The organism is Ruegeria sp. AD91A (assembly GCF_003443535.1).
Taxonomy (GTDB): domain Bacteria; phylum Pseudomonadota; class Alphaproteobacteria; order Rhodobacterales; family Rhodobacteraceae; genus Ruegeria.
On record NZ_CP031946.1, the window covers coordinates 3474223 to 3501086 of the forward strand.

The 26864-nt window shown below is 56.0% G+C and carries 37 protein-coding genes; 11 read left to right on the forward strand and 26 right to left on the reverse strand.

What is annotated here, in order from left to right; genetic code table 11:
- The first annotated feature begins 113 nt into the window (after positions 1-113).
- From rpsJ to D1823_RS17445, 4 genes are read left to right on the forward strand one after another with little or no spacing between them, the layout of a single operon-like run.
- Complete coding sequence (gene rpsJ / locus D1823_RS17430; RefSeq protein ID WP_008756422.1) at positions 114-428, forward strand: 30S ribosomal protein S10; 315 nt, start codon at positions 114-116, stop codon at positions 426-428.
- 18 nt (positions 429-446) lie between these two features.
- The gene (gene rplC / locus D1823_RS17435; RefSeq protein ID WP_117872221.1) at positions 447-1172 is read left to right on the forward strand and encodes a 50S ribosomal protein L3; all 726 of its coding nucleotides are present in this window, start codon (positions 447-449) and stop codon (positions 1170-1172) included.
- Complete coding sequence (gene rplD / locus D1823_RS17440; RefSeq protein ID WP_010437039.1) at positions 1169-1786, forward strand: 50S ribosomal protein L4; 618 nt, start codon at positions 1169-1171, stop codon at positions 1784-1786. Before rplC ends, rplD begins: the two co-directional genes overlap by 4 nt.
- Positions 1783-2079, forward strand: coding sequence for a 50S ribosomal protein L23 (locus tag D1823_RS17445; RefSeq protein WP_008757532.1), 297 nt, complete (start codon positions 1783-1785; stop codon positions 2077-2079). The genes rplD and D1823_RS17445 overlap by 4 nt, the downstream gene beginning before the upstream one ends.
- A 545-nt stretch (positions 2080-2624) precedes the next feature.
- Here the strand turns inward: D1823_RS17445 and D1823_RS17450 are convergent.
- The 3 genes from D1823_RS17450 to D1823_RS17460 form a co-directional block, all read right to left on the reverse strand.
- On the reverse strand, positions 2625-2837 hold the full coding sequence (locus D1823_RS17450) for a DUF1127 domain-containing protein (RefSeq protein ID WP_117872223.1): 213 nt from the start codon (positions 2835-2837) through the stop codon (positions 2625-2627).
- Between the two features lie 166 nt (positions 2838-3003).
- The gene (locus D1823_RS17455; protein ID WP_117872226.1) at positions 3004-3465 is read right to left on the reverse strand and encodes a hypothetical protein; all 462 of its coding nucleotides are present in this window, start codon (positions 3463-3465) and stop codon (positions 3004-3006) included.
- A 21-nt stretch (positions 3466-3486) separates the two neighbouring features.
- The gene (locus D1823_RS17460; RefSeq protein WP_117872228.1) at positions 3487-3855 is read right to left on the reverse strand and encodes an antibiotic biosynthesis monooxygenase; all 369 of its coding nucleotides are present in this window, start codon (positions 3853-3855) and stop codon (positions 3487-3489) included.
- Between the two features lie 77 nt (positions 3856-3932).
- Here D1823_RS17460 and D1823_RS17465 point away from each other — a divergent pair, with 77 nt between their 5' ends.
- Positions 3933-4364, forward strand: coding sequence for a MarR family winged helix-turn-helix transcriptional regulator (locus tag D1823_RS17465; RefSeq protein ID WP_117872230.1), 432 nt, complete (start codon positions 3933-3935; stop codon positions 4362-4364).
- Between the two features lie 134 nt (positions 4365-4498).
- Here D1823_RS17465 and D1823_RS17470 read toward each other — a convergent pair whose 3' ends face one another.
- From D1823_RS17470 to ettA, 20 genes are all read right to left on the reverse strand, one after another.
- Complete coding sequence (locus D1823_RS17470; protein WP_117872232.1) at positions 4499-4882, reverse strand: hypothetical protein; 384 nt, start codon at positions 4880-4882, stop codon at positions 4499-4501.
- 118 nt (positions 4883-5000) lie between these two features.
- Positions 5001-5189, reverse strand: a complete 189-nt coding sequence (gene rpmD / locus D1823_RS17475; protein ID WP_008757946.1) for a 50S ribosomal protein L30 — start codon at positions 5187-5189, stop codon at positions 5001-5003.
- 18 nt (positions 5190-5207) lie between these two features.
- A complete protein-coding gene (gene rpsE / locus D1823_RS17480; protein ID WP_117872234.1) occupies positions 5208-5777 on the reverse strand; it encodes a 30S ribosomal protein S5 in 570 nt (189 codons plus the stop codon).
- A 114-nt stretch (positions 5778-5891) separates the two neighbouring features.
- A complete protein-coding gene (gene rplR, locus D1823_RS17485) occupies positions 5892-6251 on the reverse strand; it encodes a 50S ribosomal protein L18 (protein WP_010437103.1) in 360 nt (119 codons plus the stop codon).
- An 11-nt stretch (positions 6252-6262) separates the two neighbouring features.
- Complete coding sequence (rplF, locus tag D1823_RS17490) at positions 6263-6796, reverse strand: 50S ribosomal protein L6 (RefSeq protein WP_010437101.1); 534 nt, start codon at positions 6794-6796, stop codon at positions 6263-6265.
- Between the two features lie 11 nt (positions 6797-6807).
- The gene (rpsH, locus tag D1823_RS17495; RefSeq protein WP_010437099.1) at positions 6808-7200 is read right to left on the reverse strand and encodes a 30S ribosomal protein S8; all 393 of its coding nucleotides are present in this window, start codon (positions 7198-7200) and stop codon (positions 6808-6810) included.
- 13 nt (positions 7201-7213) lie between these two features.
- Positions 7214-7519: a 30S ribosomal protein S14 gene (gene rpsN / locus D1823_RS17500; protein ID WP_010437098.1), complete on the reverse strand. Its 306-nt coding sequence runs from the start codon at positions 7517-7519 to the stop codon at positions 7214-7216.
- Positions 7520-7538: 19 nt separating this feature from the next.
- Entirely contained in the window at positions 7539-8099 is a 561-nt protein-coding gene (gene rplE, locus D1823_RS17505) for a 50S ribosomal protein L5 (RefSeq protein ID WP_050605834.1), read from the reverse strand.
- The gene (rplX, locus tag D1823_RS17510) at positions 8092-8403 is read right to left on the reverse strand and encodes a 50S ribosomal protein L24 (RefSeq protein WP_117872236.1); all 312 of its coding nucleotides are present in this window, start codon (positions 8401-8403) and stop codon (positions 8092-8094) included. Before rplX ends, rplE begins: the two co-directional genes overlap by 8 nt.
- Before the next feature lie 2 nt (positions 8404-8405).
- Positions 8406-8774, reverse strand: a complete 369-nt coding sequence (gene rplN / locus D1823_RS17515; RefSeq protein WP_068340767.1) for a 50S ribosomal protein L14 — start codon at positions 8772-8774, stop codon at positions 8406-8408.
- Positions 8775-8850: 76 nt separating this feature from the next.
- Positions 8851-9081 carry a 30S ribosomal protein S17 gene (gene rpsQ, locus D1823_RS17520; RefSeq protein WP_039538279.1) on the reverse strand — a complete coding sequence of 77 codons (231 nt, stop codon included), beginning with the start codon at positions 9079-9081 and terminating at the stop codon, positions 8851-8853.
- 4 nt (positions 9082-9085) lie between these two features.
- On the reverse strand, positions 9086-9292 hold the full coding sequence (gene rpmC, locus D1823_RS17525; protein WP_010437082.1) for a 50S ribosomal protein L29: 207 nt from the start codon (positions 9290-9292) through the stop codon (positions 9086-9088).
- Positions 9293-10104: 812 nt separating this feature from the next.
- Positions 10105-10311: a cold-shock protein gene (locus D1823_RS17535; protein ID WP_010437077.1), complete on the reverse strand. Its 207-nt coding sequence runs from the start codon at positions 10309-10311 to the stop codon at positions 10105-10107.
- Between the two features lie 256 nt (positions 10312-10567).
- Positions 10568-11188, reverse strand: a complete 621-nt coding sequence (locus tag D1823_RS17540; protein WP_117872240.1) for a 2OG-Fe(II) oxygenase family protein — start codon at positions 11186-11188, stop codon at positions 10568-10570.
- Positions 11189-11424: 236 nt separating this feature from the next.
- Entirely contained in the window at positions 11425-11838 is a 414-nt protein-coding gene (rplP, locus tag D1823_RS17545) for a 50S ribosomal protein L16 (RefSeq protein WP_117872242.1), read from the reverse strand.
- Between the two features lie 12 nt (positions 11839-11850).
- The gene (gene rpsC / locus D1823_RS17550; RefSeq protein ID WP_117872244.1) at positions 11851-12561 is read right to left on the reverse strand and encodes a 30S ribosomal protein S3; all 711 of its coding nucleotides are present in this window, start codon (positions 12559-12561) and stop codon (positions 11851-11853) included.
- Complete coding sequence (gene rplV, locus D1823_RS17555; protein WP_039538267.1) at positions 12561-12941, reverse strand: 50S ribosomal protein L22; 381 nt, start codon at positions 12939-12941, stop codon at positions 12561-12563. Before rplV ends, rpsC begins: the two co-directional genes overlap by 1 nt.
- Before the next feature lie 3 nt (positions 12942-12944).
- Positions 12945-13223, reverse strand: a complete 279-nt coding sequence (rpsS, locus tag D1823_RS17560; protein ID WP_010437056.1) for a 30S ribosomal protein S19 — start codon at positions 13221-13223, stop codon at positions 12945-12947.
- A gap of 3 nt (positions 13224-13226) precedes the next feature.
- Positions 13227-14069 (reverse strand): 50S ribosomal protein L2, encoded by an 843-nt coding sequence (rplB, locus tag D1823_RS17565; RefSeq protein WP_008757664.1) that lies wholly within the window; start codon positions 14067-14069, stop codon positions 13227-13229.
- Between the two features lie 1777 nt (positions 14070-15846).
- Positions 15847-17502, reverse strand: coding sequence for an energy-dependent translational throttle protein EttA (gene ettA / locus D1823_RS17575; protein ID WP_117872248.1), 1656 nt, complete (start codon positions 17500-17502; stop codon positions 15847-15849).
- A gap of 137 nt (positions 17503-17639) precedes the next feature.
- Here ettA and D1823_RS17580 point away from each other — a divergent pair, with 137 nt between their 5' ends.
- The 3 genes from D1823_RS17580 to dacB all read left to right on the forward strand — a co-directional run bounded on the left by D1823_RS17580 (position 17640) and on the right by dacB (position 20308).
- On the forward strand, positions 17640-18110 hold the full coding sequence (locus tag D1823_RS17580; RefSeq protein ID WP_117872250.1) for an MOSC domain-containing protein: 471 nt from the start codon (positions 17640-17642) through the stop codon (positions 18108-18110).
- A 32-nt stretch (positions 18111-18142) separates the two neighbouring features.
- Entirely contained in the window at positions 18143-18763 is a 621-nt protein-coding gene (locus D1823_RS17585; RefSeq protein ID WP_117872252.1) for a nicotinate-nucleotide adenylyltransferase, read from the forward strand.
- 66 nt (positions 18764-18829) lie between these two features.
- Complete coding sequence (dacB, locus tag D1823_RS17590; RefSeq protein ID WP_117872967.1) at positions 18830-20308, forward strand: D-alanyl-D-alanine carboxypeptidase/D-alanyl-D-alanine-endopeptidase; 1479 nt, start codon at positions 18830-18832, stop codon at positions 20306-20308.
- A gap of 18 nt (positions 20309-20326) precedes the next feature.
- Here dacB and D1823_RS17595 read toward each other — a convergent pair whose 3' ends face one another.
- From D1823_RS17595 to D1823_RS17605, 3 genes are all read right to left on the reverse strand, one after another.
- Positions 20327-20749 (reverse strand): tellurite resistance TerB family protein, encoded by a 423-nt coding sequence (locus D1823_RS17595; protein WP_117872968.1) that lies wholly within the window; start codon positions 20747-20749, stop codon positions 20327-20329.
- An 88-nt stretch (positions 20750-20837) separates the two neighbouring features.
- Positions 20838-21212, reverse strand: a complete 375-nt coding sequence (locus D1823_RS17600; RefSeq protein WP_205511868.1) for an EamA family transporter — start codon at positions 21210-21212, stop codon at positions 20838-20840.
- Entirely contained in the window at positions 21209-21934 is a 726-nt protein-coding gene (locus tag D1823_RS17605) for a bifunctional 2-polyprenyl-6-hydroxyphenol methylase/3-demethylubiquinol 3-O-methyltransferase UbiG (RefSeq protein ID WP_117872254.1), read from the reverse strand. The genes D1823_RS17600 and D1823_RS17605 overlap by 4 nt, the downstream gene beginning before the upstream one ends.
- A 363-nt stretch (positions 21935-22297) precedes the next feature.
- On the opposite strand from D1823_RS17605, the gene D1823_RS17610 reads away from it, so the two are divergent.
- From D1823_RS17610 to D1823_RS17620, 3 genes are all read left to right on the forward strand, one after another.
- On the forward strand, positions 22298-23872 hold the full coding sequence (locus D1823_RS17610) for a lysine--tRNA ligase (RefSeq protein WP_117872970.1): 1575 nt from the start codon (positions 22298-22300) through the stop codon (positions 23870-23872).
- A gap of 48 nt (positions 23873-23920) precedes the next feature.
- A complete protein-coding gene (locus D1823_RS17615; RefSeq protein ID WP_117872256.1) occupies positions 23921-24322 on the forward strand; it encodes a DUF4864 domain-containing protein in 402 nt (133 codons plus the stop codon).
- Between the two features lie 138 nt (positions 24323-24460).
- The gene (locus D1823_RS17620) at positions 24461-26749 is read left to right on the forward strand and encodes a glycosyl hydrolase family 28-related protein (RefSeq protein ID WP_117872258.1); all 2289 of its coding nucleotides are present in this window, start codon (positions 24461-24463) and stop codon (positions 26747-26749) included.
- Positions 26750-26864 lie beyond the last annotated feature (115 nt).

Genomic DNA, 26864 nt, shown 5'->3' on the forward strand with positions numbered 1-26864 from the left:
GTTCTCTACAAGAACATCAAGGCGGGGTGATTCCCGCCTTTTGGGTTCGATGAGGGTTGGCGATGCGCGCTTGTCCTCCTCTCAACCTCAACGCCTGATAAAAGGCTGTTAATATGCAAAGCCAAAACATCCGTATTCGGCTGAAGGCATTTGACTATCGCGTTCTGGATGCCAGCACGCAAGAGATCGTCAACACTGCCAAGCGGACCGGCGCGAACGTGCGCGGCCCGATCCCGCTGCCGAACAAGATCGAGAAGTTCACGGTTCTCCGTGGCCCTCACGTTGACAAGAAATCCCGCGACCAGTTCGAGATCCGCACGCACAAGCGTCTGCTCGACATCGTTGATCCGACCCCCCAGACCGTTGACGCGCTGATGAAGCTCGACCTCGCCGCTGGTGTGGACGTCGAGATCAAGCTGCAGTCGTAAGATCGGAGGGTATAGATTATGCGCTCTGGTATTATCGCAAAAAAAGTTGGCATGACCCGCCTGTTTATGGAAGACGGCAAGCAGATTCCTGTGACCGTTCTTCACCTGGACGGCCTGCAGGTCGTTGCACAGCGTACCGCTGACAAAGACGGTTACACCGCCGTTCAGCTGGGCGCAGGTGCTGCCAAGGCAAAACGCACTTCGAAGGCCATGCGCGGTCACTATGCCGCTGCAAAGGTCGAGCCCAAGCGTAAGCTGGCCGAGTTCCGCGTCTCCGAAGATGGCCTGATCGAAGTGGGCGCCGAGATTTCGGCAGAACACTTCCTGGAAGGTCAGAAAGTTGACGTTTCGGGTACTTCGATCGGTAAAGGCTTTGCCGGTGCAATGAAGCGCCACAACTTCGGTGGTCTTCGCGCCTCGCACGGTGTTTCGATCAGCCACCGTTCGCACGGTTCGACCGGTCAGTGTCAGGACCCGGGCAAGGTTTTCAAAGGCAAGAAGATGGCCGGTCACATGGGTGCTGCCCGTGTAACCACCCAGAACCTGGAAGTCGTCAAAACTGACGCCGACCGTGGTCTGGTCTTCATCAAAGGCGCCGTTCCCGGACCGAAATCGGGCTGGGTTACCGTCAAGGACGCCGTCAAGAAGAAAGCACCGGAAGGCCTGCCTTTCCCGGCTGCTGTGAAATCGGCTGCAACCGAAGCACCTGCGGAAGAAGCTCCCGCGGAAGGTGGTGAAGCATGAAACTTGATGTAATCAAACTGGACGGCGGCAAAGCCGGCAACATCGAGCTGGATGCAGACCTGTTCGGCCTCGAGCCGCGCGCGGACATCCTGCACCGTGTGGTCCGTTGGCAGCGCAACAACGCGCAAGCCGGCACCCACAAGGTCAAAACCCGCTCGGAAACCAGCTACTCAACCAAGAAGATCTATCGCCAGAAGGGCACCGGTGGCGCACGCCATGGTGACCGTAATGCGCCGATCTTCCGTGGTGGTGGTATCTACAAAGGCCCCGTCGTGCGTTCGCACGGTCATGACCTGCCGAAGAAGTTCCGCAAGCTTGGCCTGCGCCACGCTCTATCGGCAAAAGCCAAAGCCGGTGAACTGGTTGTGATCGAAAACGCCGAAGCCGAAGGCAAGACTGCCGCTCTGGCCAAACAGGTTGCAAACCTGGGCTGGAAACGCGCTCTGGTCATCGACGGCGCGACTGTGAACGAAGGGTTCCTGAAAGCGTCCAAGAACATCGAGGGTCTGGATATCCTGCCTTCGATGGGCGCAAACGTCTATGACATCCTCAAGCGTGACACTCTGGTGCTCACCAAAGCGGCTGTCGAAGCACTGGAGGCTCGACTGAAATGAGCGCGAAGGCAGAACACTACGACGTGATCCGCAAGCCGATCATCACCGAAAAGTCGACCATGGCGTCCGAAAACGGCGCGGTTGTCTTTGAAGTGGCGATCGACAGCAACAAGCCGCAGATCAAAGAGGCCGTTGAGGCGCTGTTTGGTGTGAAGGTCAAGGCGGTGAACACAACCGTGACCAAAGGCAAGGTCAAGCGGTTCCGTGGCCAGTTGGGCCGTCGGAAAGACGTCAAGAAAGCATATGTGACCCTGGAAGAGGGTAACACCATCGACGTAAGCACCGGTCTCTGATCCGGCGCTTACTGCGACTATTCACGGCCTCGGCGGTTCAACCCGCCGGGGCCGATTTCGTTTCAGGTACTGGAACCGGGTTGAACGCTGCCCAGGACGATTCAGGTGGGCTGTGGCTGGACGGTTGAAATGGGAAGGATCTGAACCGCCTTTGAGAGGCCGCAGGAGGGCCGTAGATGGTTGGATCAAACATTTTCTCAGGTGACAGAAGTATTCTGCGTCGTGTGGCGCGTTTAAGGACGCTCGCGCTTGTCCTATGGATCGTGGCGAAAGAACGGATTGGCGCAGCCCAGGTTTCTGCCGAGATTGTTTCTTGGTAGTGTTTCCCGGTGCTGCTGGGCCGCGTGGCAGCTTCAATCGAACCATTACGTTGATTTTAGCGCCGTAGGGCGACGAAATAGTTGCAGCCGCGGAAGGGGGTATGACGCGCATGTTTTTAGCGCTCAGGGCGCCCCTGAGAGCCCTTCACACCGGGTGGGAGTCTATTTCAGAAAGCAGAAAAGGCGCCGTATGGCGCCTTTAAGTTGGTTTGCAGGTATTTGCGGTTACGAGCAGTATACGTGCTTGTGTGCAATATCCGCGATGTCGCAACGGCGAATGCCGATGTCATCCAGTTCGCGGTTGCTCAGGTGCTGCAACTCGGAATAGGTGCGCTGATACTCAGCCGCACGTGCACGCGCCGTTTTGATCCGTTCGATCATGTCCTTGATCCGGGTGCCGAAGTTGAAGCCGGTATGGGTCAGTGTTGCTGTTGTCATTTCTGTGTTCCTTTCTCAAATCAGGGCGAATTCCCCGACGTTTCCTTGTGTGTTCCTTGTTTGGACAAGGTTGAGATAGGTGTGTTTGGTATCGCTAACAACGGAACTTTTGGTCTAGCCGATATGCATCTATTGAATGGCTGTACATTTCGCTGGCCCATTGCAATCAAATGCTGCTTTCACTTCTTGCCCGCATTTTTTTGCGGGCAGTCATCGCCCGGCCGTCACGAATGCTGAGCCCCATCAGCGTCAGATTGGTTGCGCCAGCAATCAGTTCGACGATCTGTACAGTATAGAAGCTGGTGTCAAAGGAGCCAGCGTTTGCCTTTGCGCTGAGGTAGATGGCGGCCGGAACCAGGATGAGCAACCCGTTCATCGCTATGATCGGCATCCGCTTCTTCTTGGCAAGCGCTGGCGCATCTTTGCGGCGGCGCCCAAGGGACATACCGGACGCGCCGACAATTATCATAGCAGGCACCAGAACAAAGAGACCGCTGACGATCATGGACTTTACAGCGGCGACGGTCGCATGGGTTGCAAACAACTCGCTGTACAAGGTGGAAGTCCAGAACACGAGGATTGTAAGAAATCCGATGACTCCGGCGATGGGGTGAATTGCTCTAAACATGGGGCTGCTCCGGTTTTTATTTCAGGCGACGCAGTGGTTTTCGACTGCGAGTTTTCGAAGAAGATGTGGCCGGGCTACTGCGCTTGATGGATAGTCCGCAATCCGACGTTGGAACTCAGGATGGGTGAACGCGTCGCGAAAGCTTTTGACGTCCTGCCAGATCGCGTAATTCACAAAGGTTGAACTGCCCGCGATGCCCTGATGGAGCTGGGTGGAGATGTATCCTGGCTGGGACTTCATGAAATCTGCATCATGTGACCATGCCTCAAGCAGCGCTTTTTCGTCTTCCGCGTCCACCGTGAACAGGTTGATCAGCACCACCGGACCTTCTTCACTCTGCATCTGATCTGCCAAGGTGACGATTGTGTCCAATTCTTCGATATGAGCCATTTCTATTCCTCTTGGTTCATTCACATAGCAAGCTATATAATATTGAATAGCATGCTATTCAAGTGTAAATCTCGAACATGGACTTCGAAAAAGAGAACTCGGCCGGATATCTGGTCAATCACATGGCGCGATTGTTTGCTAAAGAGCTGCAGCAGCGCATTGCGCCTTTGGGCATCGTTGTAGGACAGTTCCCAGTCTTGCTGGAGCTTTGGCTCAAAGACGGGGTCACCCAAAAGGATCTGCTGGCCAAAATTGACGTCGAACAGGCGACTTTGGCCAACACGCTCAACCGAATGGAGCGCGACGGCCTGATTAAAAGAACAAAGAGTCCCGCTGACGCCAGGGCGCAATTGATCTGGTTGACCGAGAAGGCCACCGCACTTCGAAACCGCGCCTATGAGGCCGCCCAGACCGTGAATGCTGATGCGCTACAGATATTGAACGAAGCTGAGCGCACGCAATTCATGAATTCCATGCGATTGGTAATCAACAGCATGCGTTCGGTTTGAGCGAACCCAAAGCAGCCCGAAAACTGAAAAGCGAATCTTTACATCCCCGGTTATGTATAGGGAGTTCCATTTCCGTATTGGGTACACTTAGCCATACAAGACTGCTGTCTCACCCTGCATGTTGCCGAAAATACCTATTTTCGTATTTGGCCGACGTAGCGCTCTTTTTTCTCGTTTACTAAAACCAGCTTGCCGTCGTTCACAACATAAAGGTCAAAACGCGGTTTTTGGTATCCGATACACCGCATTCCGTTATCGTAGAATTTGTAGGTATTTGCTTTCCAAGTTTGTCCCTTACTTTTGTAGGAATAGGATCCATCGGCGAAATATGTTTCAGTGTCTTTGCCAGCGTATACGACTTTGTGCCCCCCAAGGTTCTTTTGCAGCCAAGCCGCATTCACCTTTTGGTCCCCGTCTGAGAAATTGCTTTTTGCTAGTTTTGGAGCCTTGCTAGGGCACGCTGCATGTGCAGTGACACCAATAACTGTCACACAAATGGCGGTAAGGAATAGTCTCATCTTTTCTCACTCTTTAAACAAAATAGATCAAAACGATACTTAAATTGTACTTAAAGGCAAGAAAAAGCGCCCCTGACCGGTGTCAGAGGCGTTTCCAAAGTTCTTGAAGAAGTCGCGCTTAGCCGCGCTCTTCGATGATCTCAACCAGATGCGGGATCTTGTTGACCATGCCGCGGACCGAAGGAGTGTCTTCCAGCTCGCGGGTTTTGTGCATCTTGTTCAGGCCCAGACCGATCAAGGTCGCGCGCTGTTCTGCGGGGCGGCGGATCGGCGAGCCGATCTGCTTGACGACGATGGTTTTTGCCATGGGTCGCTCTCCTTATGCTTATGCTTCTGCTTCAGCAGCAGCCGGTGTTTCGTCCCGCTTGGGCAGGATGTCAGCAACCTTTTTGCCACGACGCTGTGCAACCGAACGCGGGCTCTGCTCTTTGGTCAGCCCGTTGATGGTGGCGCGGATCATGTTGTACGGGTTCTGCGAGCCCAGCGACTTGGACACAACGTCCTTGACGCCCAGCATTTCGAACACGGCACGCATCGGGCCACCGGCGATGATACCGGTACCTTCAGGAGCGCTGCGCATAACCACTTTACCGGCGCCGTGACGGCCTTCGATATCGTGGTGCAGGGTCCGACCTTCGCGCAGTTGTACGCGGATCATCTGACGCTTGGCTTGCTCGGTCGCTTTGCGGATGGCTTCAGGTACTTCTTTCGCTTTACCTTTGCCAAAGCCGACGCGGCCTTTCTGATCGCCGACAACCACCAGAGCGGCGAAGCCAAAGCGCTTACCACCTTTTACGGTTTTCGACACGCGGTTGATCGCAACCAGACGATCTGCAAATTCCGGTGTTTCTTCACGGTCGCGGCCACGGCCCCGACGGTTTTCACGTTCTGCCATTTGGCATCCCTTTTCTCATATGGCGCTCTCGGCACCGTTTGTTCAATCCAAGTGGGCCCCGGCATTGCCAAGGCCCCCGGATCATCGGGGCGGATCGAAACCCGCCCGCAAGTCTTAGATCTTCAGACCACCTTCACGCGCAGCGTCGGCGACTGCCTTCACTTTGCCGTGGAACAGGAAGCCGCCACGATCGAAATAGGCCTCTTCGACGCCTGCCTTCTTGGCACGCTCGGCGATGGCCGCGCCCACTTTGGTGGCCGCTTCGACGTTGTTCTTGCCAACGACACCCAGATCCTTTTCCAGGGTCGAGGCCGAGGCCAAGGTCACGCCACGCACGTCGTCGATCAGCTGAACAGAGATGTTCTTGTTCGAACGGTGTACGGACAGACGCGGACGACCCGCGTTGACCTTGCGAAGTTTGTTCCGAACGCGCAGGCGGCGCTTCAGAAACAGGGTTCTTTTGCTGTTTGCCATGGTTTGCGTCCTTACTTCTTCTTGCCTTCTTTGCGGAAGATGAACTCGCCCTTATAGCGGATGCCCTTGCCTTTGTACGGCTCGGGACGGCGCCATTCGCGGATTTTGGCCGCGACTTCGCCCACCTGCTGCTGGTCGATACCTTCCACAACGATCTCGGTCTGCTTCGGCGCGGTGATGGTGACACCTTCCGGAGCTGTGAAATCAACATCGTGGCTGTAGCCCAGGTTCAGCTTCAGGGTGTTGCCCTGCATCTGAGCCCGGTAACCAACACCCTGGATCTCCAGCTCTTTCTTGAAGCCGTTGGTTACGCCTTCAACAAGATTGGCAACCATAGTGCGGCTCATGCCCCACTGCTGGCGCGCGCGCTTGGACATCCCACGAGGGTTGATCTGCACAACGTTGTCTTCGACCGAAAGCGTTACATCATCAGTCGCGGTGAAGCTGCGGGTGCCTTTCGGACCTTTGACTTCGATGGTCTGACCCGACACAGAGGCGGAAACGCCGCTGGGCAGCTCGACCGGTTTTTTACCAATACGAGACATTGCAGACCTCCTTAGAAGACGGTGCAGAGCACTTCGCCGCCAACATTGTTGGAGCGAGCGTTTGCGTCCGACATCACACCTTTCGGAGTGCTGACAATCGACACACCCAGACCCTGACGGACCTGCGGGATGTCATTGACGCCCATGTATACGCGGCGACCGGGCTTCGAGACCCGCTTCAATTCGCGAATGACAGGGGTGCCTTCGTAGTATTTCAGGCTGATTTCGATGGCCGGATGACCGTTTTCACCGGTCGTCGCTTCGTAGCCACGAATATAACCTTCGTCCGCCAGCACGTCCAGAACCCAACCACGCAGCTTGGAAGCTGGGGTGGAAACGGTGGACTTGCCGCGCATTTGCGCGTTGCGGATACGGGTGAGCATATCGCCGATAGGATCGTTCATATCTATGTCTCCCTTACCAGCTCGATTTCACCATGCCGGGGATCTGACCAGCAGAACCCAGCTCGCGCAGCGCGATACGGCTGACCTTCAGCTTACGGTAGTAAGCGTGAGGACGACCGGTCAGCTGACAACGGTTGTGCAGACGAGTAGCCGAGCTGTTGCGCGGCAGTTTCGCCAGTTTCAGACGCGCTTTGAAGCGCTCTTCCATCGGCTTGCTCTCGTCATTCGCGATTTCTTTCAGCTCGGCGCGCTTTGCGGCATATTTGGCCACCAGGCGTTCGCGCTTCTTCTCGCGTTCGATCATTGCTTTTTTAGCCATGTCTCAATCCTCCCGGCGCTTACGCGTTGAACGGCATGTTGAAAGCTTTCAACAATGCCTTTGCTTCAGCGTCGGTTTTCGCTGTGGTGGCAATTACGATATCCAGGCCCCAGACCTCGTCGACCTTGTCGAAGTCGATTTCCGGGAACACGATGTGCTCTTTCATGCCCATGGCAAAGTTGCCCTGACCATCGAAAGAAGGTTTAACACCGCGGAAGTCACGAACGCGCGGCAGCGCGATGGTGATCAGACGATCCAGGAATTCGTACATCCGGTCACCGCGGAGGGTCACTTTCGTGCCCAGCGGCATGTCTTCACGGACGCGGAATCCCGCGATCGACTTCTTCGCCTTGGTTGCAACGGCCTTTTGACCGGCAATCGCAGTCAGATCCTCGACAGCAGCTTTCGCTTTCTTCGAGTCTTTGACGGCCTCAGCACCACAACCGATGTTCAGAACGATTTTTTCCAGCTTGGGCAGCTGCATATCGTTCTTGTATCCGAACTCTTCTTTCAGAGCGGCACGGATGGTTTCGGCGTACTGAGCTTTCAGACGCGGGGTGTAAGTTGCGTTATCAAGCATCGATCACGTCCCCTGTGGTCTTGGCGAAGCGGACCTTCTTGTCACCTTCCATGCGGAAGCCAACACGGGTTGCTTTGCCGTTCTTGTCCAGCAGTGCCAGGTTCGACAGCTCGATCGGGTTTGCCTGAGGCAGGCGACCACCTTGCGAGTTCTGCGACTGACGGGTGTGGCGGATGGCGATGTTGATGCCATCAACAACAGCTTTACCGGCGGATGGATCAACCGAGGTAATAGTCCCCTCTTTGCCCTTGTCCTTGCCGGCCAGCACGACGACTTTGTCGCCTTTGCGGAGTTTAGCAGCCATGATTACAGCACCTCCGGAGCCAGCGAGATGATTTTCATGAAGTTCTTGCCGCGCAGTTCACGGACAACGGGGCCAAAGATACGGGTACCGATCGGCTCATTGTTGTTGTTCAGGATGACGGCGGCGTTGCGATCGAAACGGATCGCGGTGCCGTCTTCACGACGGACTTCCTTGGCGGTGCGTACGACGACGGCCTTACGGACGTCCCCTTTCTTTACGCGGCCGCGTGGGATGGCTTCCTTCACCGAGACGACAATGACGTCGCCGACGGAGGCGTATTTACGCTTGGAACCACCCAGGACCTTGATGCACTGAACTCGGCGTGCGCCGGAGTTGTCAGCGACATCCAGATTGGTCTGCATCTGGATCATGTGGTTTCTCCCGACCTGTGGGGGCTGGTCTGGTTAGATCCCCCAGGGTTTCGACAAATGGAAAAATCCTGAAAGCTTACGCTTCCAGAACTTCCCAACGTTTCGTCTTCGATTTCGGCGCGCATTCGATGATGCGTACGGTGTCGCCGACCTTGAAGGCGTTCTTTTCGTCATGAGCCCGGTACTTCTTGGACTTACGAACGGTTTTATGCAGCAGCGGGTGCTTGAAACGGCGTTCAACCGAAACAGTCACGGTTTGCTCGTTGGCGTCGCTAGTTACGATTCCGGACAGGATACGCTTGGGCATAGGATTACTCCTCCGATGCCGCAGCAGCGGCCTTTTCGTTCAGAATGGTTTTGACGCGGGCGGCATTGCGGCGGGCCGCTTTGATACCAGCAGTGTTTTCCAGCTGACCGGTTGCCTGTTGAAAGCGCAGGTTAAAGCTTTCTTTCTTCAGGTTGGCCAGTTCCTCGCGGAGCTGGTCCGGGGTCTTGTCACGCAGTTCTTGGGCGTTCATCGCCTTTTTCCTTTGCTCAAAACACCAGAAGGCCCCGTACACGGGTCACCTTTGACCTGGTGGATGAATGATAGACATACGAATCCCCCGACTCAGCCGGGGGAACGCAAGATGCCGCTCTATAGGGGGTTCAGCAGTGGGTGGCAAGAGGAAGTTTGGCGGGTGTGTGAGCGTGGGCATTCGCCCACTACTTTCTGTGACCCACTTTAGCCATAACCCGAGTAATGATTCCTTCAAAATGCCAGGCATCTGGAAGGCGTGGCAACCACAATCTAGTGTCCGCACCCATCAACATCAAAGCAGAACGTGACCCACGGATTCTGTCGATGTCACTCAAACGCGCCTCGCCGATTACACCACCCGCATCCTACACGAGAACTCTTTACGTAGTGATGACGTAATAGGTTCTTCGAAAAGCGAAATGAATAACAAGCCAAGGAAACATCATTAGTGTCGGCGCAAAAATCAAAATCAAAATCGCATCCGTAAGCGTTGGTAGAACGCATGCTTTGACCGCGTAGACGGCTTGCTCATCCTGATTCAACAAAATCGGTGACACCAAACTTGCGTGCAATACGCCACCTGTCCTCAAATACTAAATACTTATAGCTCCTTCCCTTTTTCACGCTTTATCGATGAGGTCGCTAGCTGGTATTCCAATCAGCTACCTAGTCAATTGGCAACAAGTGTCTGCAACCGCTGTTTTAGAGTGGAGTAGCTGCGTAGTTGAGTACGACCCGATTTCCCCACAAACACAAAACGCGGCCTCGTTTGCACGAGACCGCGTCTTCAACTGTCTAAGTCTGTGTGACTTACGCCAGAGCGATGTTCACAGCCGACTCACGACCGTCACGGCCGGGTTCGATGTCGAATGTTACTTTCTGGTCGTCAGCCAGGCCGGTCAGACCCGAGCGCTCAACAGCAGAGATGTGTACAAACACGTCTTTGCCACCGGTCTCCGGTGCGATGAAGCCAAAACCTTTAGTTGTATTGAACCATTTTACGGTGCCATTGGCCATATCCGTAGTCTCCTAATAAATTGCTGTCCGCGGAATTGCGACAGCGCGGCGTAGTCGGTCTGGATCGAGAGACTGAACGCCGAATAACGGGAGACAGTGGTCGAAATAGAAAAACGTATGCGTGGTTCACATGGGCCATGTTGGCGCATATTGCAAGGTCTATCGGTAACTTCTTGTGAATCGTGACCGGAATGGGCACCGTCCGTTCGTCTCGCAATCGCTTCACTGGGGTGACCCGTGTGTCATGAACCGGGGCTCACTCCCACTTGTAGTTGAAGCTGACGCTGATCCGCTCATCCTCGGCCATGTTCATCGGCACCTCGTGGCGCAGCCAGCTTTCCCAGAGCAGGACGTCTCCGACGTGTGGTTTCATATAAATGAAGGGTTGCAGGTCACACCGCCCGTCTTTGAGCCGTGTCGGTGCGGCCATCATGCGGCCTGAACGCGGATCTTCCAGTTTCAGCGCACTGGCCCCTTCGGGCATTGCCACGTAGGTCGTACCCGAAATGACGCTGTGCGGGTGCAGGTGGCTGGAATGCATCCCGCCCTCGGGCAGGATGTTGATCCACAGGTCCTCCAGCTTAAGCTCTCCTTCGCCCAAGTCGAACTCCAGGTCTTTGGCAAAGGCAGCCACATGTTGGTCCAGTACTTTGACGAGATCGGCGAATATCGGAAACCGCCACGGCAAGTCGGTCAGCGATGCATAGCTGGTATAGCCGGGATAACCATTCTGTTCGCACCAATTCTGTCCGGCCTCGTCATCCTCTGCAATGACAAGGCAAGAGTTTTCCAACTCTTCCGCATCGATCTTCGGATCGAATTCGGACAAGGAGGCGCGGTATAGGCGGGTGACGAAAAGCGATTCAATCTGTGGCATGGGCTCTCTCTTAGACCAGTGATGTGCGGAAGGCGATGGGGGATTTGCGAGGCTCTGCCTCGCGCTCCGGGACATTTTGGGCCAGATTAAGAACGGACCCGCGCTTTGTCTGTTTCAAGGCGCCACGGGGGAGGTGCGGCTTATGTCGATTGTGGGTAGGTCCTTCAAAGAAAAACCCCCGCCGGTTTCCCGACGAGGGTCAATCTTGTCACGACTGGGGTCGAAACCCCAAGCGCTTACCAGTCTTCGCGAACCACGACGCGGGTCTTGATCGGCAGCTTCATCGCGGCCAGGCGCAGGGCCTCACGGGCGATGTCGTCATTGACGCCGTCGATCTCGAACATCACGCGACCGGGCTTGACCTTGCAAACCCAGCGGTCGACCGAACCCTTACCTTTACCCATACGAACTTCGATCGGCTTTGCAGTGACCGGAGTATCGGGGAAGATACGGATCCAGACACGACCCTGACGTTTCATGTGACGGGTCATGGCACGACGTGCAGCTTCGATCTGACGCGCGGTGACGCGCTCGGGCTGCAGAGCTTTCAGACCGTAAGTGCCAAAGTTCAGATCAGAGCCGCCCTTGGCTTCACCCTTGATCCGGCCTTTGTGCATCTTGCGGAATTTAGTACGCTTTGGTTGAAGCATATCTTTCCCTCCTTAGCGACGACCGCCACCAGCACCACGAGGTGCAGGGCCGTCCTGGAGTTCCTGTGCTTTACGGTCACGTGCCTGCGGATCGTGCTCCATGATCTCACCTTTGAAGATCCAGACCTTGATCCCGATGATCCCGTAGGGGGTCATCGCTTCGGCATGTGCGTAATCGATGTCGGCACGCAGGGTGTGCAGAGGCACGCGGCCTTCGCGGTACCACTCGGTCCGTGCGATTTCAGCACCGCCCAGACGGCCAGCGACGTTCACCCGGATACCCAGGGCGCCCATACGCATGGCGTTCTGAACCGAGCGCTTCATTGCGCGACGGAACGAAACACGACGCTCCAGCTGCTGAGCGATGGACTCGGCAACCAGCTGCGCGTCAAGCTCGGGCTTGCGCACTTCGACGATGTTCAGGTGCAGTTCGCTGTCGGTCATACCAGCAAGCTTCTTGCGCAGAACTTCGATGTCCGCACCTTTCTTGCCGATGATGACGCCCGGACGTGCGGTGTGGATCGTGACGCGGCACTTCTTGTGCGGACGTTCGATGATCACACGTGCAACACCGGCTTGTTTGCACTCTTTCTGAATGAACTCACGGATCTTGATGTCTTCCAGCAGAAGATCACCGTAATCCTTGGTGTCAGCGTACCAGCGACTGTCCCAGGTGCGGTTGACCTGAAGGCGCATGCCGATCGGATTGACTTTATGTCCCATTAGGCTTGCTCCTCAACTTGACGCACCTTGATGGTGATCTCCGAGAACGGCTTCATGATTTTGCCGAAACGGCCACGGGCACGCGGACGACCGCGCTTCATGACCAGGTTTTTGCCAACCCATGCTTCGGCGACGATCAACTCGTCAACGTCCAGGTTGTGGTTGTTCTCGGCGTTCGCGATTGCGGACTGCAGGCACTTCTTGACGTCCTGCGCGACACGCTTGTTCGAGAAAGTCAGGTCGGTCAGAGCCTTCTCGACTTTCTTGCCGCGGATCATTTGCGCAACCAGGTTCAGTTTCTGCGGGCTGGTGCGAAGCATGCGCGTTTTCGCCATTGCTTCGTTTTCAGCCACGCGGCGGGGGTTCTTTTCCTTGCCCATGACTTACTTCCGCTTCGCTTTTTTGTCAGCGGCGTGACCGTAATAGGTACGAGTTGGCGAATACTCACCGAACTTCTGACCAATCATGTCTTCCGAGACGTTGACGGGAATGTGCTTATGGCCGTTGTACACACCAAAGGTCAGACCCACGAACTGGGGCAGAATGGTGGAACGACGCGACCAGATCTTGATGACTTCGTTGCGGCCCGACTCGCGCGCTGCTTCGGCTTTTTTAAGCACGTAAGCATCGACGAAAGGACCCTTCCAAACAGAGCGAGACATAGATTAACGTCCCTTCTTCTTGGCGTGCCGCGAGCGGATGATCAGCTTCTGGGACGCTTTGTTCTTGTTGCGGGTACGCTTACCCTTGGTGTCCTTACCCCATGGAGTAACCGGTGTACGGCCACCCGAGGTACGACCTTCACCACCACCGTGCGGGTGATCGATCGGGTTCATTGCAACACCACGAACCGACGGGCGCACGCCTTTGTGGCGCATACGACCGGCTTTACCGAGGTTTTGGTTGCTGTTGTCGGGGTTGGACACGGCACCGACGGTGGCCATGCATTCCTGACGGACCATGCGCAGCTCGCCCGAGCTCAGACGGATCTGAGCGTAGCCGCCATCGCGACCAACGAACTGAGCGTAAGTACCGGCCGCACGTGCGATCTGACCGCCCTTACCAGGCTTCATCTCGATGTTGTGGACGATGGTACCAATGGGCATGCCCGAGAACGGCATTGCGTTGCCCGGCTTGATGTCGGCCTTGGCGGATGCCACGACTTTGTCACCAACAGCCAGACGCTGCGGAGCCAGGATATACGCCTGCTCGCCGTCTTCGTATTTTACCAGTGCGATGAATGCGGTCCGGTTCGGGTCATATTCGATCCGTTCAACGGTTGCCGCGACATCAAATTTGTTCCGTTTGAAGTCAACGATCCGGTAGAGACGCTTTGCGCCACCGCCGCGGCGGCGTGAAGTGATCCGTCCGGTGTTGTTCCGGCCGCCCGATTTGGTCAAACCCTCAGTGAGAGACTTGACCGGACGTCCTTTCCAAAGCTCCGAACGGTCGATCAGCACCAGCCCGCGCTGGCCCGGCGTCGTCGGCTTGTACGACTTGAGTGCCATGCTTTCTGTCTTCCGTTTAGCAAGTGCGGGGGTTTCCCCGCTATGTGATAGGCCCCCGTAGGTGCCAAGGGTATAGGGCCCCGAAGGTCCCCGGTTCAAAATATCTAAGGCCCCGGAACGAATCCGAGGCCGCAAGATTGGGTGCGTTTAGCAGTGTTGGGGCCGGGTGACAAGTGAGAGTATCAAACTTCTTCTGTAGCCGTGAAAACCACACCCTGGCCAAACGCGGTGTGGTTTACGGCCTGGTTTCTAAACCCAGTAATGCACGAGCTGTCGCTGGAACTCAGAGAGCGGGAACAGGACCTGACAGAAGAGGTTGAACCCGATTCCTGTGGACTTTGGTGCAGTGAGCCCCGATCAGAAAGCTCGGTGACCGGGCTTATTGGGTCGGGTCGGAAGGTTTCGCGGAAACCGATCTGGCAAAGTGCTGCCCCGACAATCAGTCCGATGTATTTTATGTTGAGCCGCTGCTTCTTGGCGGTCGCATTCATGAGCCGGCCGGGGAAACACTCTACCGATTGGCCGTATTCGTCGATCCATCGTGATATTCGCGCAGGCCGGGTTGATCCGGAGTGGAGTGGTGTGGTCACCGATGGCACGTTCGGAGAGCCGTAGGATGGGGTTTCACCCCATCATTTGAGAGGTTGAAGTTAGGAAGTGGTTTGGTGCGCGGGAACAGATCGTGCGGGTGTTCGGGTAGGGTCGTTGAGTGAGTGATGGGGTGAAACCCCATCCTACGCTTGCTTACTTCTATCAAAGTGAGCCAAAAAATCGACTTACGGAGTTGGGAGGAAGAGAAATCCTCAACTCTAGGTCACCTTTGTTACGAATACCTTCGAACAAGCCACTTTGCGAAAGTCGCCTAACTTTTGAGATCTCATTTTGGGAAAGGCTGTCTCGCCACTTTTCGTTAAAAAAGACGTTCTCTGAATGAGCCAAGCAGGCGGTTAATATTGTTTCGCCAAGATTTGGTTCTCGGGGGTCAACGAAGGGAATAAACTTGTCAATCCTATGTTTTGAATATCTCTGAAACCCTGAAAAAACGGCGTAAAACTTCTCATGAATATTACCACAGAATGCAAATACCGGGTTCCACTTCGTTTTCATAGGATCACAAGAATACAAGAAATTTCCGCGGAAATCCTATTCAGGTTCAAATGCTCCCGTGCATGCGAATGGGTATGGGTTTTCGAATTGAACCATCCGATAGTGGAAAGTGGATGGAACTTCTTTATGCCAACATCGAAACAGTCTTTTTAGAGTATCTGTATTTGCCTTTTCTGCAGCGATAGCACCTCTACGAATAAGCCTTGCGACTTCAATTTTTTCTGGTTTTCGCTTCTGTTCTAGGTAGCGGATTGTCTCATTTTGAGTGGCGATCATAAAGGTCTTCCGATACAATTCCAACGCTATGGCGCGGATAGCGAAGACGATAGCCGAACTTTTGTCCAAAGATAGGTTCTTTGTTTCAAAGCAGAGAAAACCTCAGAGTCGTGTTGTTCGCAAAATCCAGGAAATCTCGAGGCTTTCTTGACTCCTGTTCTTTCAAATAGAAGTCTAGCCTCCATCGGTCGAGCCTTTAAGCTAGGTCCTACTTTGACAACGTGATTGCTTTCAGCAATTGAGGCGAGTGGGCCGTTTTTCTGTAAAGAGTGCGATTGAATGGCAAGCGACTTACATCTCTTGCCATCCCTGTCAAAATACATGCATCTGGTATTTGTTACAGCGTTCGCTCCAGAGATTATTCTGTGAATATCGCCGACATAGCTCTTATCCTTCACCGTGCAAACTTCTTGTGCTTCAACCGTTTGGGCTCCAACGCATCTGGCCCAAGCCTCCGCTTTTTGTCCTCTTCGTAATCCTCGAAGTTGCCCTCGAACCATTCCACGTGGGCGTCACCCTCGAAGGCCAGAATATGCGTACAAATCCGGTCGAGGAAGAAGCGGTCGTGGGAGATGACGACGGCGCAGCCAGCGAAATCGACCAGCGCGTCTTCCAGTGCGCGCAGGGTTTCGACGTCGAGGTCGTTGGTGGGTTCGTCGAGCAGCAGGACGTTGCCGCCCTCTTTCAGCAGGCGGGCCATGTGGACGCGGTTGCGCTCACCGCCGGAGAGCAGCGAGACCTTTTTCTGCTGGTCGCCACCCTTGAAGTTGAAGGACGAGCAATAGGCGCGGGAATTGACCTGTGCGTCGCCCAGCTGAATGATCTCGGCACCGCCGGTGATCGCCTCCCACACGGTGTCGTTGTCTTTCAGGTCGTCGCGGGACTGGTCGACATAGGACAGCTCGACCGTGTCGCCCAGCGTGATGGTGCCGCTGTCTGGCTGCTCCTGACCGGTGAGCATCTTGAACAGCGTCGATTTACCGGCGCCGTTGGGGCCGATGACGCCGACAATGCCGCCGGGGGGCAGGGCAAAGTCCAGCCCTTCGATCAGTTGCTTGTCGCCCATGTGTTTCGACAGGCCCTCGACCTCGATCACCTTGCCGCCAAGGCGCTGGCCATTGGGGATGACGATCTGGGCGCGGGTCAGCTTTTCGCGTTCGGACTGATCGGCCAGCTCGTTATAGGCGTTGATCCGGGCCTTGGATTTGGCCTGACGGGCTTTTTGGCCCTGACGCATCCATTCCAGTTCGCGCTGCAGGGTCTTCTGTTTGGACTTGTCTTCGCGGGCTTCCTGTTCCAGCCGTTTGGCTTTTTGTTCCAGCCATGCGGAATAGTTGCCCTCGTAAGGAATGCCGCGACCGCGGTCGAGTTCGAGGATCCAGCCGGTGATGCTGTCCAGGAAATAGCGGTCGTGGGTGACAATCAGGATGGTGCCCTTGTAGTCGATCAGGTGCTGTTGCAGCCAGGCGATGGTCTCGGCGTCCAAGTGGTTGGTCGGTTCATCAAGCAGCAGCATATCGGGCGCTTCGAGCAGCAGCTTGCAGAGCGCCACGCGGCGTTTCTCACCGCCCGAGAGGTTGGCGATGTTGGCGTCGTCCGGGGGGCAGCGCAGCGCCTCCATGCTGACGTCGATCTGGCTGTCGAGGTCCCACAGGTTCTGGCTGTCGATCTCGTCCTGGAGCTTGGCCATCTCATCGGCGGTTTCGTCCGAATAGTTCATGGCCAGTTCGTTGTACCGGTCGAGGATTGCCTTCTTTTCGGCTACACCCAACATCACGTTTTCGCGGACATTGAGGGTTTCGTCCAGTTTCGGTTCCTGCGGCAGATAGCCGACCTTGGCACCTTCGGCTGCCCAGGCCTCGCCAGTGAAGTCCTTGTCGAGCCCCGCCATGATCTTCATCAGCGTCGATTTACCAGCGCCGTTTACGCCGACGACACCGATTTTTACGCCGGGCAGAAAGCTCAGGTGGATGTTTTCAAAGCACTTCTTGCCACCGGGATAGGTCTTGGAGACACCCTGCATGTGGTAGACATATTGATAGGCGGCCATGTCGCGTCCTCTGGGTCGGGGAAATTTGGTTGAAACGCTGGATATCCGAGCGGGACGGGCTGGGCAAGCTGGTGGTATTGTGAATTTCGTCTTTGGGTCGGACGGCGTAGTCAGGTTGCATTGAAAATGGAGGCGTTGTGTCGGAACTGGCGGATTTGATTGCAGGTTGGGCGCAGCCCGGTTGCGTTACGTGGATCGGGGCGCGACCAGAGCGCCGAGTCGAGATTACAGCGCTAGAGGAGGTCGTGATTACTGAGGCCGGTCTGGACAGTGACCGCGCCCGCGCGGGCAAGCGGGCGGTGACTTTGATCCAGCAGGAGCATTTATCGGCGATTGGCTCTTATCTGGGGCGCGGACCGGTTGCGCCGGGTGTTCTGCGGCGAAACTTGGTGGTGTCGGGGATCAATCTGGCGGCGCTCAAGGGACGTCAGGTGCAAGTAGGAGAGGCCATCCTGCGGTTCACAGTAATATGTGCGCCGTGCAGCCGGATGGAAGAATCGCTTGGTAAAGGCGGCTATTCCGCAGTGCGGGGGCACGGAGGATGGTGCGCGGAAGTCGTGCGACCCGGGCGGGTTCGGCTTGGCGATTTGGCGCAACCTGTTGATTGACAACACCTCGCAGTTCTGAACATCAGCAGGGTATGGAGCGGTACGGCATACCATATGCGCGACCTGGGCAGGTCGTCGGTTTGTTCGGCGGGTCGTTTGATCCACCGCATCAGGGCCATGTACATGTCACGCTTGAGGCGATGAAGGCGTTCGGGTTGGATCGGGTTTGGTGGCTGGTATCGCCGGGCAACCCGCTAAAAGAACGCGGGCCGGCACCCATGGGCAGGCGAATGGCGGTAGCACGAAATGTGATGCAGCATCCGAAAGTTGACGTGACGAATATCGAGGCGCTGACGGGGACACGGGCGACGGCGGATACGCTGGCGGCGTTGCAGAAGCTTTTTCCGCATGTCAGGTTTGTCTGGCTGATGGGCGCGGACAATCTGGCCCAGTTTCATCACTGGAAAGACTGGCGGGTGATCATGGACAGAGTGCCTGTTGGTGTGGTGGCGCGGCCGGGCGACCGGATATCCGCCCGGATGTCTCCGGCGGCGCGGGTCTATGCCAAATACCGAATCGATGGGCAGGCGCGGCATCTTTTGGGACGGGCGCAGGCTCCGGCCTGGTGTTTCGTGAATGTGCCGATGGTCGATGTCAGTTCCACAGAGATACGGACGCGCGGCGAATGGCGCGCGGAAGTGTTGCCGGAATAGCCGCAGTGGGCGCATAATCTCAGGTAGCTGTTGCGCGCATTTGATCTGTGGGATTTTATTTCACCTATGACTGGTCGTTTTTCACGTCGTTTGTTTCTGGGAGGATTGGGGGCGTCTCTGATCCCGGTAGCTGGTCTGGCGCAGGCGCCGCTGGTTTCGCTCAGGCCGCGTGCGCGTGGTGTGCTGTTGAGCGGCACCGAGCGTTTGGTCGCAGCCGCAGGATTGAAAGGCGAAGTTGTGTTCGCCGTTGCGGATGTGGCGACCGGGGCGCCACTGGAGAATTTTGGCGAGGGTGCGGGTTTGCCACCGGCCAGCGTTGGCAAGGCAATGACCGCGCTTTACGCGCTGGACGTTCTGGGGCCTGACCATCGCTTCGAAACCCGTTTGATCGCAGATGGGCCAATTGAAAACGGAATTTTGCATGGCGATCTGATTCTGGCAGGGGGTGGAGACCCGCTGCTGGACACGGATGCGCTGGCTACGATGGCGGCCAACCTGCGCAAGGCCGGAATTACCGAGGTTCGCGGAGCCTTCAAGGTTTATGACGGGGCTCTGCCCTTCGTATTCAGCATTGATCCGGGGCAGCCGGATCATGTGGGGTACAGCCCGGCGATCAGTGGAATATCGTTGAATTTCAATCGGGTTCACTTTGAGTGGAAGCGTGCCGGTAAAGGCTATGATGTGACCATGGACGCCCGCAGCGCGCGTTACGTGCCGGCAGTGGATGTGGCGACCATGCGGGTCGAAAGCCGAAGCCTGCCGATCTATACCTATCAGCCAAGCCCACGGCAGGATCGGTGGACCGTGGCCAAGGGCGCGCTGGGCAATGGCGGGGCGCGCTGGTTGCCTGTGCGCAAACCGGCCTTATACGCTGGAGATGTATTCCGCACATTGGCCCGATCCAATGGGATCGTTTTGAATCGGGTGCAGGTGACGCGAGAGTCGCCGAAGGGCGTCGACCTTGTCCTGCATCGCAGCGATCCATTGGACAGTATTTTGCGCGGGATGTTGAAATACTCAACCAACCTGACGGCCGAGATGGTCGGATTGGCCGCGACCAAAGCGCGTGGCGTTGACCCACGGAACCTGGCAGAGTCGGCGGCCGAGATGAACCGTTGGGCGTCTCAGAGTTTTGGCGTGAGCGGAATTGCGATGGTTGATCATTCCGGTCTGGGCGATGCCTCGCGTATGGTGCCGGCGGATCTGGTCGCTGCCCTTGTCGCGGCCCGGAAAATGGGGGCGTTGCGCCCCTTGATGAAGCCTTTTGCCTTAACTGATCGAAATGGGCGGCCGGTCAAGAACCATCCGATCAAGGTCGATGCCAAGACAGGGACATTGAACTTCGTATCCGGGCTGGGCGGTTTCCTGACAACGGCGGACGGGGTCGATCTGGCCTTTGCAATTTTTACCGCGGACGTGGCCCATCGCGCCAAAATTCCACGTGCACAACGTGAACGCCCAGAAGGCGCGCGCAGCTGGAACCGCAGGTCGCGAAAACTGCAGCGGGCCTTGCTGGAGCGCTGGGGCTCGCTTTACGGAAGCTAGATTATCGGGATCAGAGGATCAGACCGTATGGCGCGCGCGTGCCCCGCGTTCGATGGCTGCGGCATGCAATCGGTCGATATTCAGTTCGTACCGGATTTCTTCCAGCAGGCGCAGTTCCGTTTCGGCCAGCGCTCCGTCGGCGGCCGCAACATCGCAAGCCAGCGCATAGGCCGTTTCGTTCAGACGCTCGGGCAGGTTTTCACGGATCAGGCCAAACAGCGCATCCAGCCCGTCTTCCTGTTCGAACAGGTCAAAAACGATTTGTGATACGCGACGGGTCCGATCAATGTCGTATCCTGCAAAGACCGGCAGCATGTTCACGGCAACTTCGATCTTGACCAGCTCGGCGGTTCGGATGTTTTCGTCAGAGGCCGAGACTGCAACCATGATCGCCACAAGGCAATCCTGCGGAGACATCGGGTGGGGCACTTGCTCGGTCATGGGATGGTCCTGATTGGGGTTGTTCGAAGACGCACGATATGAGCGCAGCGGGTCAGGTTCAACACCTTGTTTCATCCACCTAGCGTGATCAGGTGTTCATGACCATCATTCCCGAAATCAAAAGCGCAGCCCCCAACCAGTAGCGCAGCCCAAGTGTTTCGCCGAAGAAGACGTGTGAGGCCAGTGGCACAAGAACGAAACTGAGGGCCATGAAGGGGTAGGCCTGGGACAGTGTCAGATACCGCAGGACATACACCCAAAGCACCGTTGCCGAGCCATAGATGGCAAAGGCTGTCAGAAGGAACGGATCGAATAGCGTTTGGATGAGCCCCGCAAATCCGGTGACTTCGCGCCCATCAATCCGGTTTCCTGCAAGTTTGAACAAGATTTGCCCGGCTGAGATCATAACTGGTGTGCACAGCAAACCAGCCCAGACCAGTGTCGTAGGGGTGGGCGGGGTCATCCTTGTTGCTCGGGTTCTGGTTTTTCCTCGGAGCGGTCTTCACAGTAATAGATGTCGCGCCCCAGATCCTCGCAGATATGGATGTCCGGGCTGGGATACACGGCACGCAGAAAGCTGTGTGTGTAGGGGAAAAAGTTGAAATGTGGATTGAAGGTGAACCTGCTTTCGCGTTCACGCGGGACGACGATAATGACGCGTTTTCGCGCGACACGACGCAGTTCAGCGATCGCTTGCCGGTAGTCCAGAAGATGCTCAATCACATGGGTGCAGATGACGGTGTCAAAGCTGTTGTCTTCAAACGGCAGCTCTTCGATCCGGGCAGCGACATAGTCGATATTGTCGATGGCATCCGCATCATCGACCACGAAATCCACTCCTGTCAGCTGCGTGATATCCGGTCTGGCGGCTTTTATGCGTTGCAAAAGAACTCCGGTGCCGCAGCCAATATCGCAGATGCTTTGCCCAACGATATCCTCGGCTATCCGTTTGATACAGGTCTCGGAATTGTCGGTGCCTTGATGCACACGCGGATGATCGCGGTAGAGTTTTTCGTACTCGTCATCCGTCAGGTAGGTTGCGCGTTCGCGGAATTCTGCAAGACGCGTGATGTGTTCGCCCCAAACCCTGCAGGCTAGCCAATGAAAGGCGGCGCTGTCACGCAGGATAGGCGGCAGGATATCTTCGAGTACAAAGCGTATACGGTTGGTGGTTTCGCGTCGCATCCCGTTTCCTCTGGTTCGGGGAAACCCCCGTGTCGCCTTTGTTTAACATTGCCGGGTAAGCGTGCGAAATAAGCAGGTCAAGTTGGCGCGCCGCCCGTGTCTTTTTTGTTTCGCGGGAACAATCGTCCCACCATTGTGGCTTGAGTAAGGCTGGTAAGTGAAAAAGCGGCGCAGATATCACGTACAGAGTGTCTGCGGGCCAAAAAACAGTTTTGCAGCAGGCCCGATGGCGGCTGTTTTTTAACTGGGTGTGCCGCGAATTGCGCCACTGCTTTATTGACTCATGCTGCACTGGCACAATAGGAGGGGTCGGTCCGGTTGCATGGGGTGGCCGTGACACTTTCCCCGATGGAGCACATTGAAATGTCTGAACTGCGTGAAACCGCGATGTCGTCCAAGGCCTGGCCTTTTGAAGAGGCGCGCCGGTTGCTCAAACGCTATCAGAAAGGTGCTCCGGAAAAGGGGTATGTGCTGTTCGAAACCGGTTACGGCCCGTCGGGCCTGCCCCACATCGGCACGTTTGGTGAGGTCGCGCGGACCACGATGGTCAAGCGCGCGTTCGAGGCGCTTTCGGATATCCCGACCAAGCTGATCTGTTTTTCGGACGATCTGGACGGGATGCGCAAAGTGCCCAGCAATGTGCCAAATCCCGAGGCGCTTGAGGAACATTTGCAGCGCCCGCTGACTTCGGTTCCCGATCCGTTTGGCGAATACCCCAGCTTTGGCGAATACAACAACGCCATGCTGCGTCGGTTCCTTGATACGTTCGGGTTCGACTATGAGTTCTATTCGGCACGCGATTTTTATCGTTCAGGCCAGTTCGACGAGATCCTGAAGCGCGCGGTCGACAAGTACGATGACGTCATGGCCATCATGCTCAAAAGCTTGCGTGAAGAACGCCAGCAGACTTATTCAATCTTCCTGCCGATCCATCCCGAAACCGGTCGGGTTTTGTATGTTCCGATGAAGAAGGTCTGCGCTGAGACCTATACCGTCACCTTCGATGACGAAGATGGCAGAGAATGGACCCTGCCCGTCACTGGCGGCAACGTGAAGCTGCAATGGAAGCCAGATTTCGGGGCGCGCTGGGCGGCGCTTGGCGTTGATTTCGAGATGTACGGCAAGGAACACGCGACTAACGAAAAGATCTATGATGCGATCTGCCGTGCGCTTGGTGGCCGGGCGCCCGAGCATTTCTCGTACGAGCTGTTTCTGGACGAGAATGGCCAGAAGATTTCCAAGTCGTCCGGCAATGGCGTGTCGATTGACGAGTGGCTGACCTATGCACCGACCGAAAGCCTGGCGTATTTCATGTACCAAAAGCCCAAAACGGCCAAGCGGATGCATTTTGATGTTATTCCGAAGGCTTATGATGAATATCATCAACAGTTGCGCGCCTATCCGGGGCAGGACCTGAAAGCTCAGTTGAACAATCCGGTTTGGCATATTCACGGTGGCGACGTTCCTGAATCGACCCTGATCGTACCGTTTGCGATGCTGCTGAACCTGGCGTCGGTCTCTGGCGCGGAAGACAAGGAGGCGCTGTGGGGCTTTATCCGCCGCTATGCGCCGGAAGCAACAGCATTGAGCCATCCCGATCTGGACCTGGCCGCGGGCTTTGCGGTTCGCTACTTCAACGATTTCGTTAAACCAACGCGTAAACATCGTGCACCGACCGACCAGGAGCGTGAGGCGCTCGAAGCGCTGAAAGCCGCGCTTGAGGCTTATGATGGCCCGGCCGAGGATGAGGCGCTGCAATCGGTGGTCTACTCCATCGGGCGTGAGAGGTTCGACCCCATGCGCGGTTGGTTCACGGCGTTGTACGAAGTGCTTCTGGGTGCATCGCAGGGTCCGCGCTTTGGCGGCTTCATCGCTCTGTACGGTGTGCCAGAGACAATCGCCCTGATCGAAAAGGCGCTGGCCGGAGAGCTGGCCTGATTTGACCTGATCCAGTAAGGGGCTACACTTTTTGCAGGAGGTGGCCCCATGCGTCGATTTTTGCTTGCTGTATCCCTGAGTGCCGGGTTGGGTTCAGGCGCATTTGCGCAAAACGCAGAGATCGAAGCAAACATTTCGGCGCAGATACAAGCCTTCAAGGCGGATGATTTTGCCACGGCCTTTACCTTTGCCAGTCCCAGCATTCAGCGCCTTTTTCAAAATCCCGACAATTTCGGAGCAATGGTACGCAATGGGTATCCAATGGTCTGGCGTCCTTCTGACGTGCGCTTTCTGGAATTGCGTGAGGTGGCGGGGGCTTTGTGGCAGAAAGTGTTGATCACTGACGGAAATGGGCGCGTGCATATATTGGACTATCAGATGATCCCTCTGGAGGGCGGTTGGAAAATCAACGGGGTCCAATTGTTGGGTAACGCGGATCCTGCGGCCTGAGGCAACACCACCGTCACGGTGAGATGAACCGCGGTTAACTCCCTTTCGGTATCCAGACTGACGCGTTCGGGGCGGACCTGGACACAGGGTTTGGACGCGTCGCCAGATTTGCGCGGCGCGATTGAGAAAGGGTTTTCAATGAACAAGGCAATCACTGACGGCATCGTTTTCATGCCGCCTCAATTCGCGAATGGCCTGACCGTATGGTCTGCGGGGGACGGAACGCCGGGCTCACCCACATATGGTGGATCCGGCACCGGGGTTTTCGTGCCTGCGGATGCCAATTTTGGTGGCTGCCTGGAGATTCTGAAAATCCAAACCACCCAACAGCTTCGATACATGGGCCAGACACCGATTTTGCCCGGTTGCTATTTGCAGATCAAGGCGCGGGTCAAGGCGATCAGCGGACCATTGCCGTCGGTGCGTATTGCGGCCTGGGCTGGGGGTGCGGGCGACGCGCATGTGGCGGGTGTCGTGGAGCAGGGGCCTGCAACACAGTTGTCGGGCTATGGGGCCGTGCATGAAGTAACGGCGATTGTCGGAACCGGCCAGCGCCCGGGCGTGGACATGCCTTGGGGGCTTGCCGCCCTGTATGGCCATTTTGGTCTGGATATTGAGGGCTTGAACGGAGCGCTGGTGCGCGTCGACGACCTGGAGATCACGGATGTCACCGGTGTCTTCCTGCGCGAAATGATCAGTGTTGTGGATGTACGGGATTATGGTGCCATCGGCGACGGTGTGACGGACGACTCGGCTGCGTTTGAAGCGGCCGATCAGGCGGCGGGTGGCCGACGGGTTTACGTTCCGCAAGGGACCTATCATCTGGCTGAAAACACCAGTATGACGTCCGAGATGGACTTTGAAGGAACAGTCACCATGCCGGATGACAAGATGTTGTTGCTGACAAAGGATTTCCATCTGCCTGCTTACATTTCGGCCTTCGGAGACGAAGAATTGGCGTTCAAAAAAGCGTTTCAGGCTCTTTTGAACAATTCGGATCATGACTCACTCGATTTGGGCGGGCGTAAGATTTCTGTCACCGCTCCGATCGACATGGCGACAGCGGTTCCCAACAAGCAGAGCGGGTTTTCGACCCGTCGTGTGATCCGGAACGGTCAGTTTGACGTCAAAAGCAGTTCAGCGTGGGATACTGAAACGTTCACATCAACTGCGACTTACGATCCGTCGGACAATACGCGTCTGACCAATGTTGCAAATGTCGCCAACATTCCTGTTGGGTCCTACGTTGCGGGCAGCGGCGTCGGGCGTGAGATCTATGTGCGGTCAAAGAATGTCGGGGCTGGTGAAATCACACTGAGCGCGCCTCTTGTGGGGGCGTCGGGGACCCAGTCTTTCACATTCTACTCATTCAAGTACCTGCTGGATTTCAGCGGCTTCAGCAAACTTCGGAAGTTCGGAATGGAGCAGATCGAGTTTCAGTGCAACAGCCGATGTAGCGGAATTCGTCTGGCGGCCGCTGGCAGCACCTTTTCGTTGAAAGACTGTCATGTCAGTCGCCCGAAAGACCGGGGGATGACGTCGACCGGAACGGGGTGCAAGGGCATGCTGATCGACAATTGTCAGTTCCTTTCGGCAGAAGAATCTTTTGTTGTAACGGATCGATATTCCATCGGATTGAACACCAATTCAAACGATGTGAAGCTGCGCCACAACCGCGCGGTGCGTTTCAGGCATTTCGCTGTTCTGGGCGGCGACAACAATATGGTTCTGGGCAACCATGTCTTTCAGGGCGATAGCATCCCGCAAGGTGTGCGTACTGCCGGGCTGATCATGATCGGCACCTACAATAGTTCCACCATCGCGGAGAATTATGTCGACAACTGTTTCATCGAATGGACGAATGAACGAGACCCGTCGCCGACATACACCAGTGGCTTTTCTTTCAGTGCAATGAGCATTACGGACAATATATTTTATTCCAGTCAAGCGCCGTCCTGGTTCAGTTTCATCGTTATTCGCCCTTATGGGCCCGGGCATTTTCTCAATGGCCTGGTGGTGACCGGTAACAAGTTTCGTGCCACGAGCGGTGACATTTTTCGAGCGGAACAGGTGGATACATCCCTCGCCGACTTGAACAAAGACAGGCATACGAACGTGACTTTCCAGAATAATACCTACCATGGCGTAACCAGGAAAACCGCAAACCCATTGAGGGTTCGCCATACGCAAAGCTCGGTGTCCAATCTTTGGCCTGTCTCGGCCAACGGACAGTTGCCTTTCGACGGTAAGGCACGAAGCTGCGATGGGGTTGCGACAATCGGTGTGCTCTCAGGGGTGTTCAACAACCACGTCTTCAGCGCTCCTCATGTTGAGGTCGAACAGGGGGCGACAGGCGACAGTTTTCTGTTGCGTTGGCCAGAGCATGTGAAGGGTACGGCCTCTGTTCTGATGCGCATGGAACGTTAAGAGACCGGATGGCCACCCCGAGCCGGGTGGCCATTTCACTCTGATTTGACCGGTAATGACAGACCCGGTTTGCGAAGCTTGCAGGAAATAGGCGACGTTTGATTTTGATGTGTTA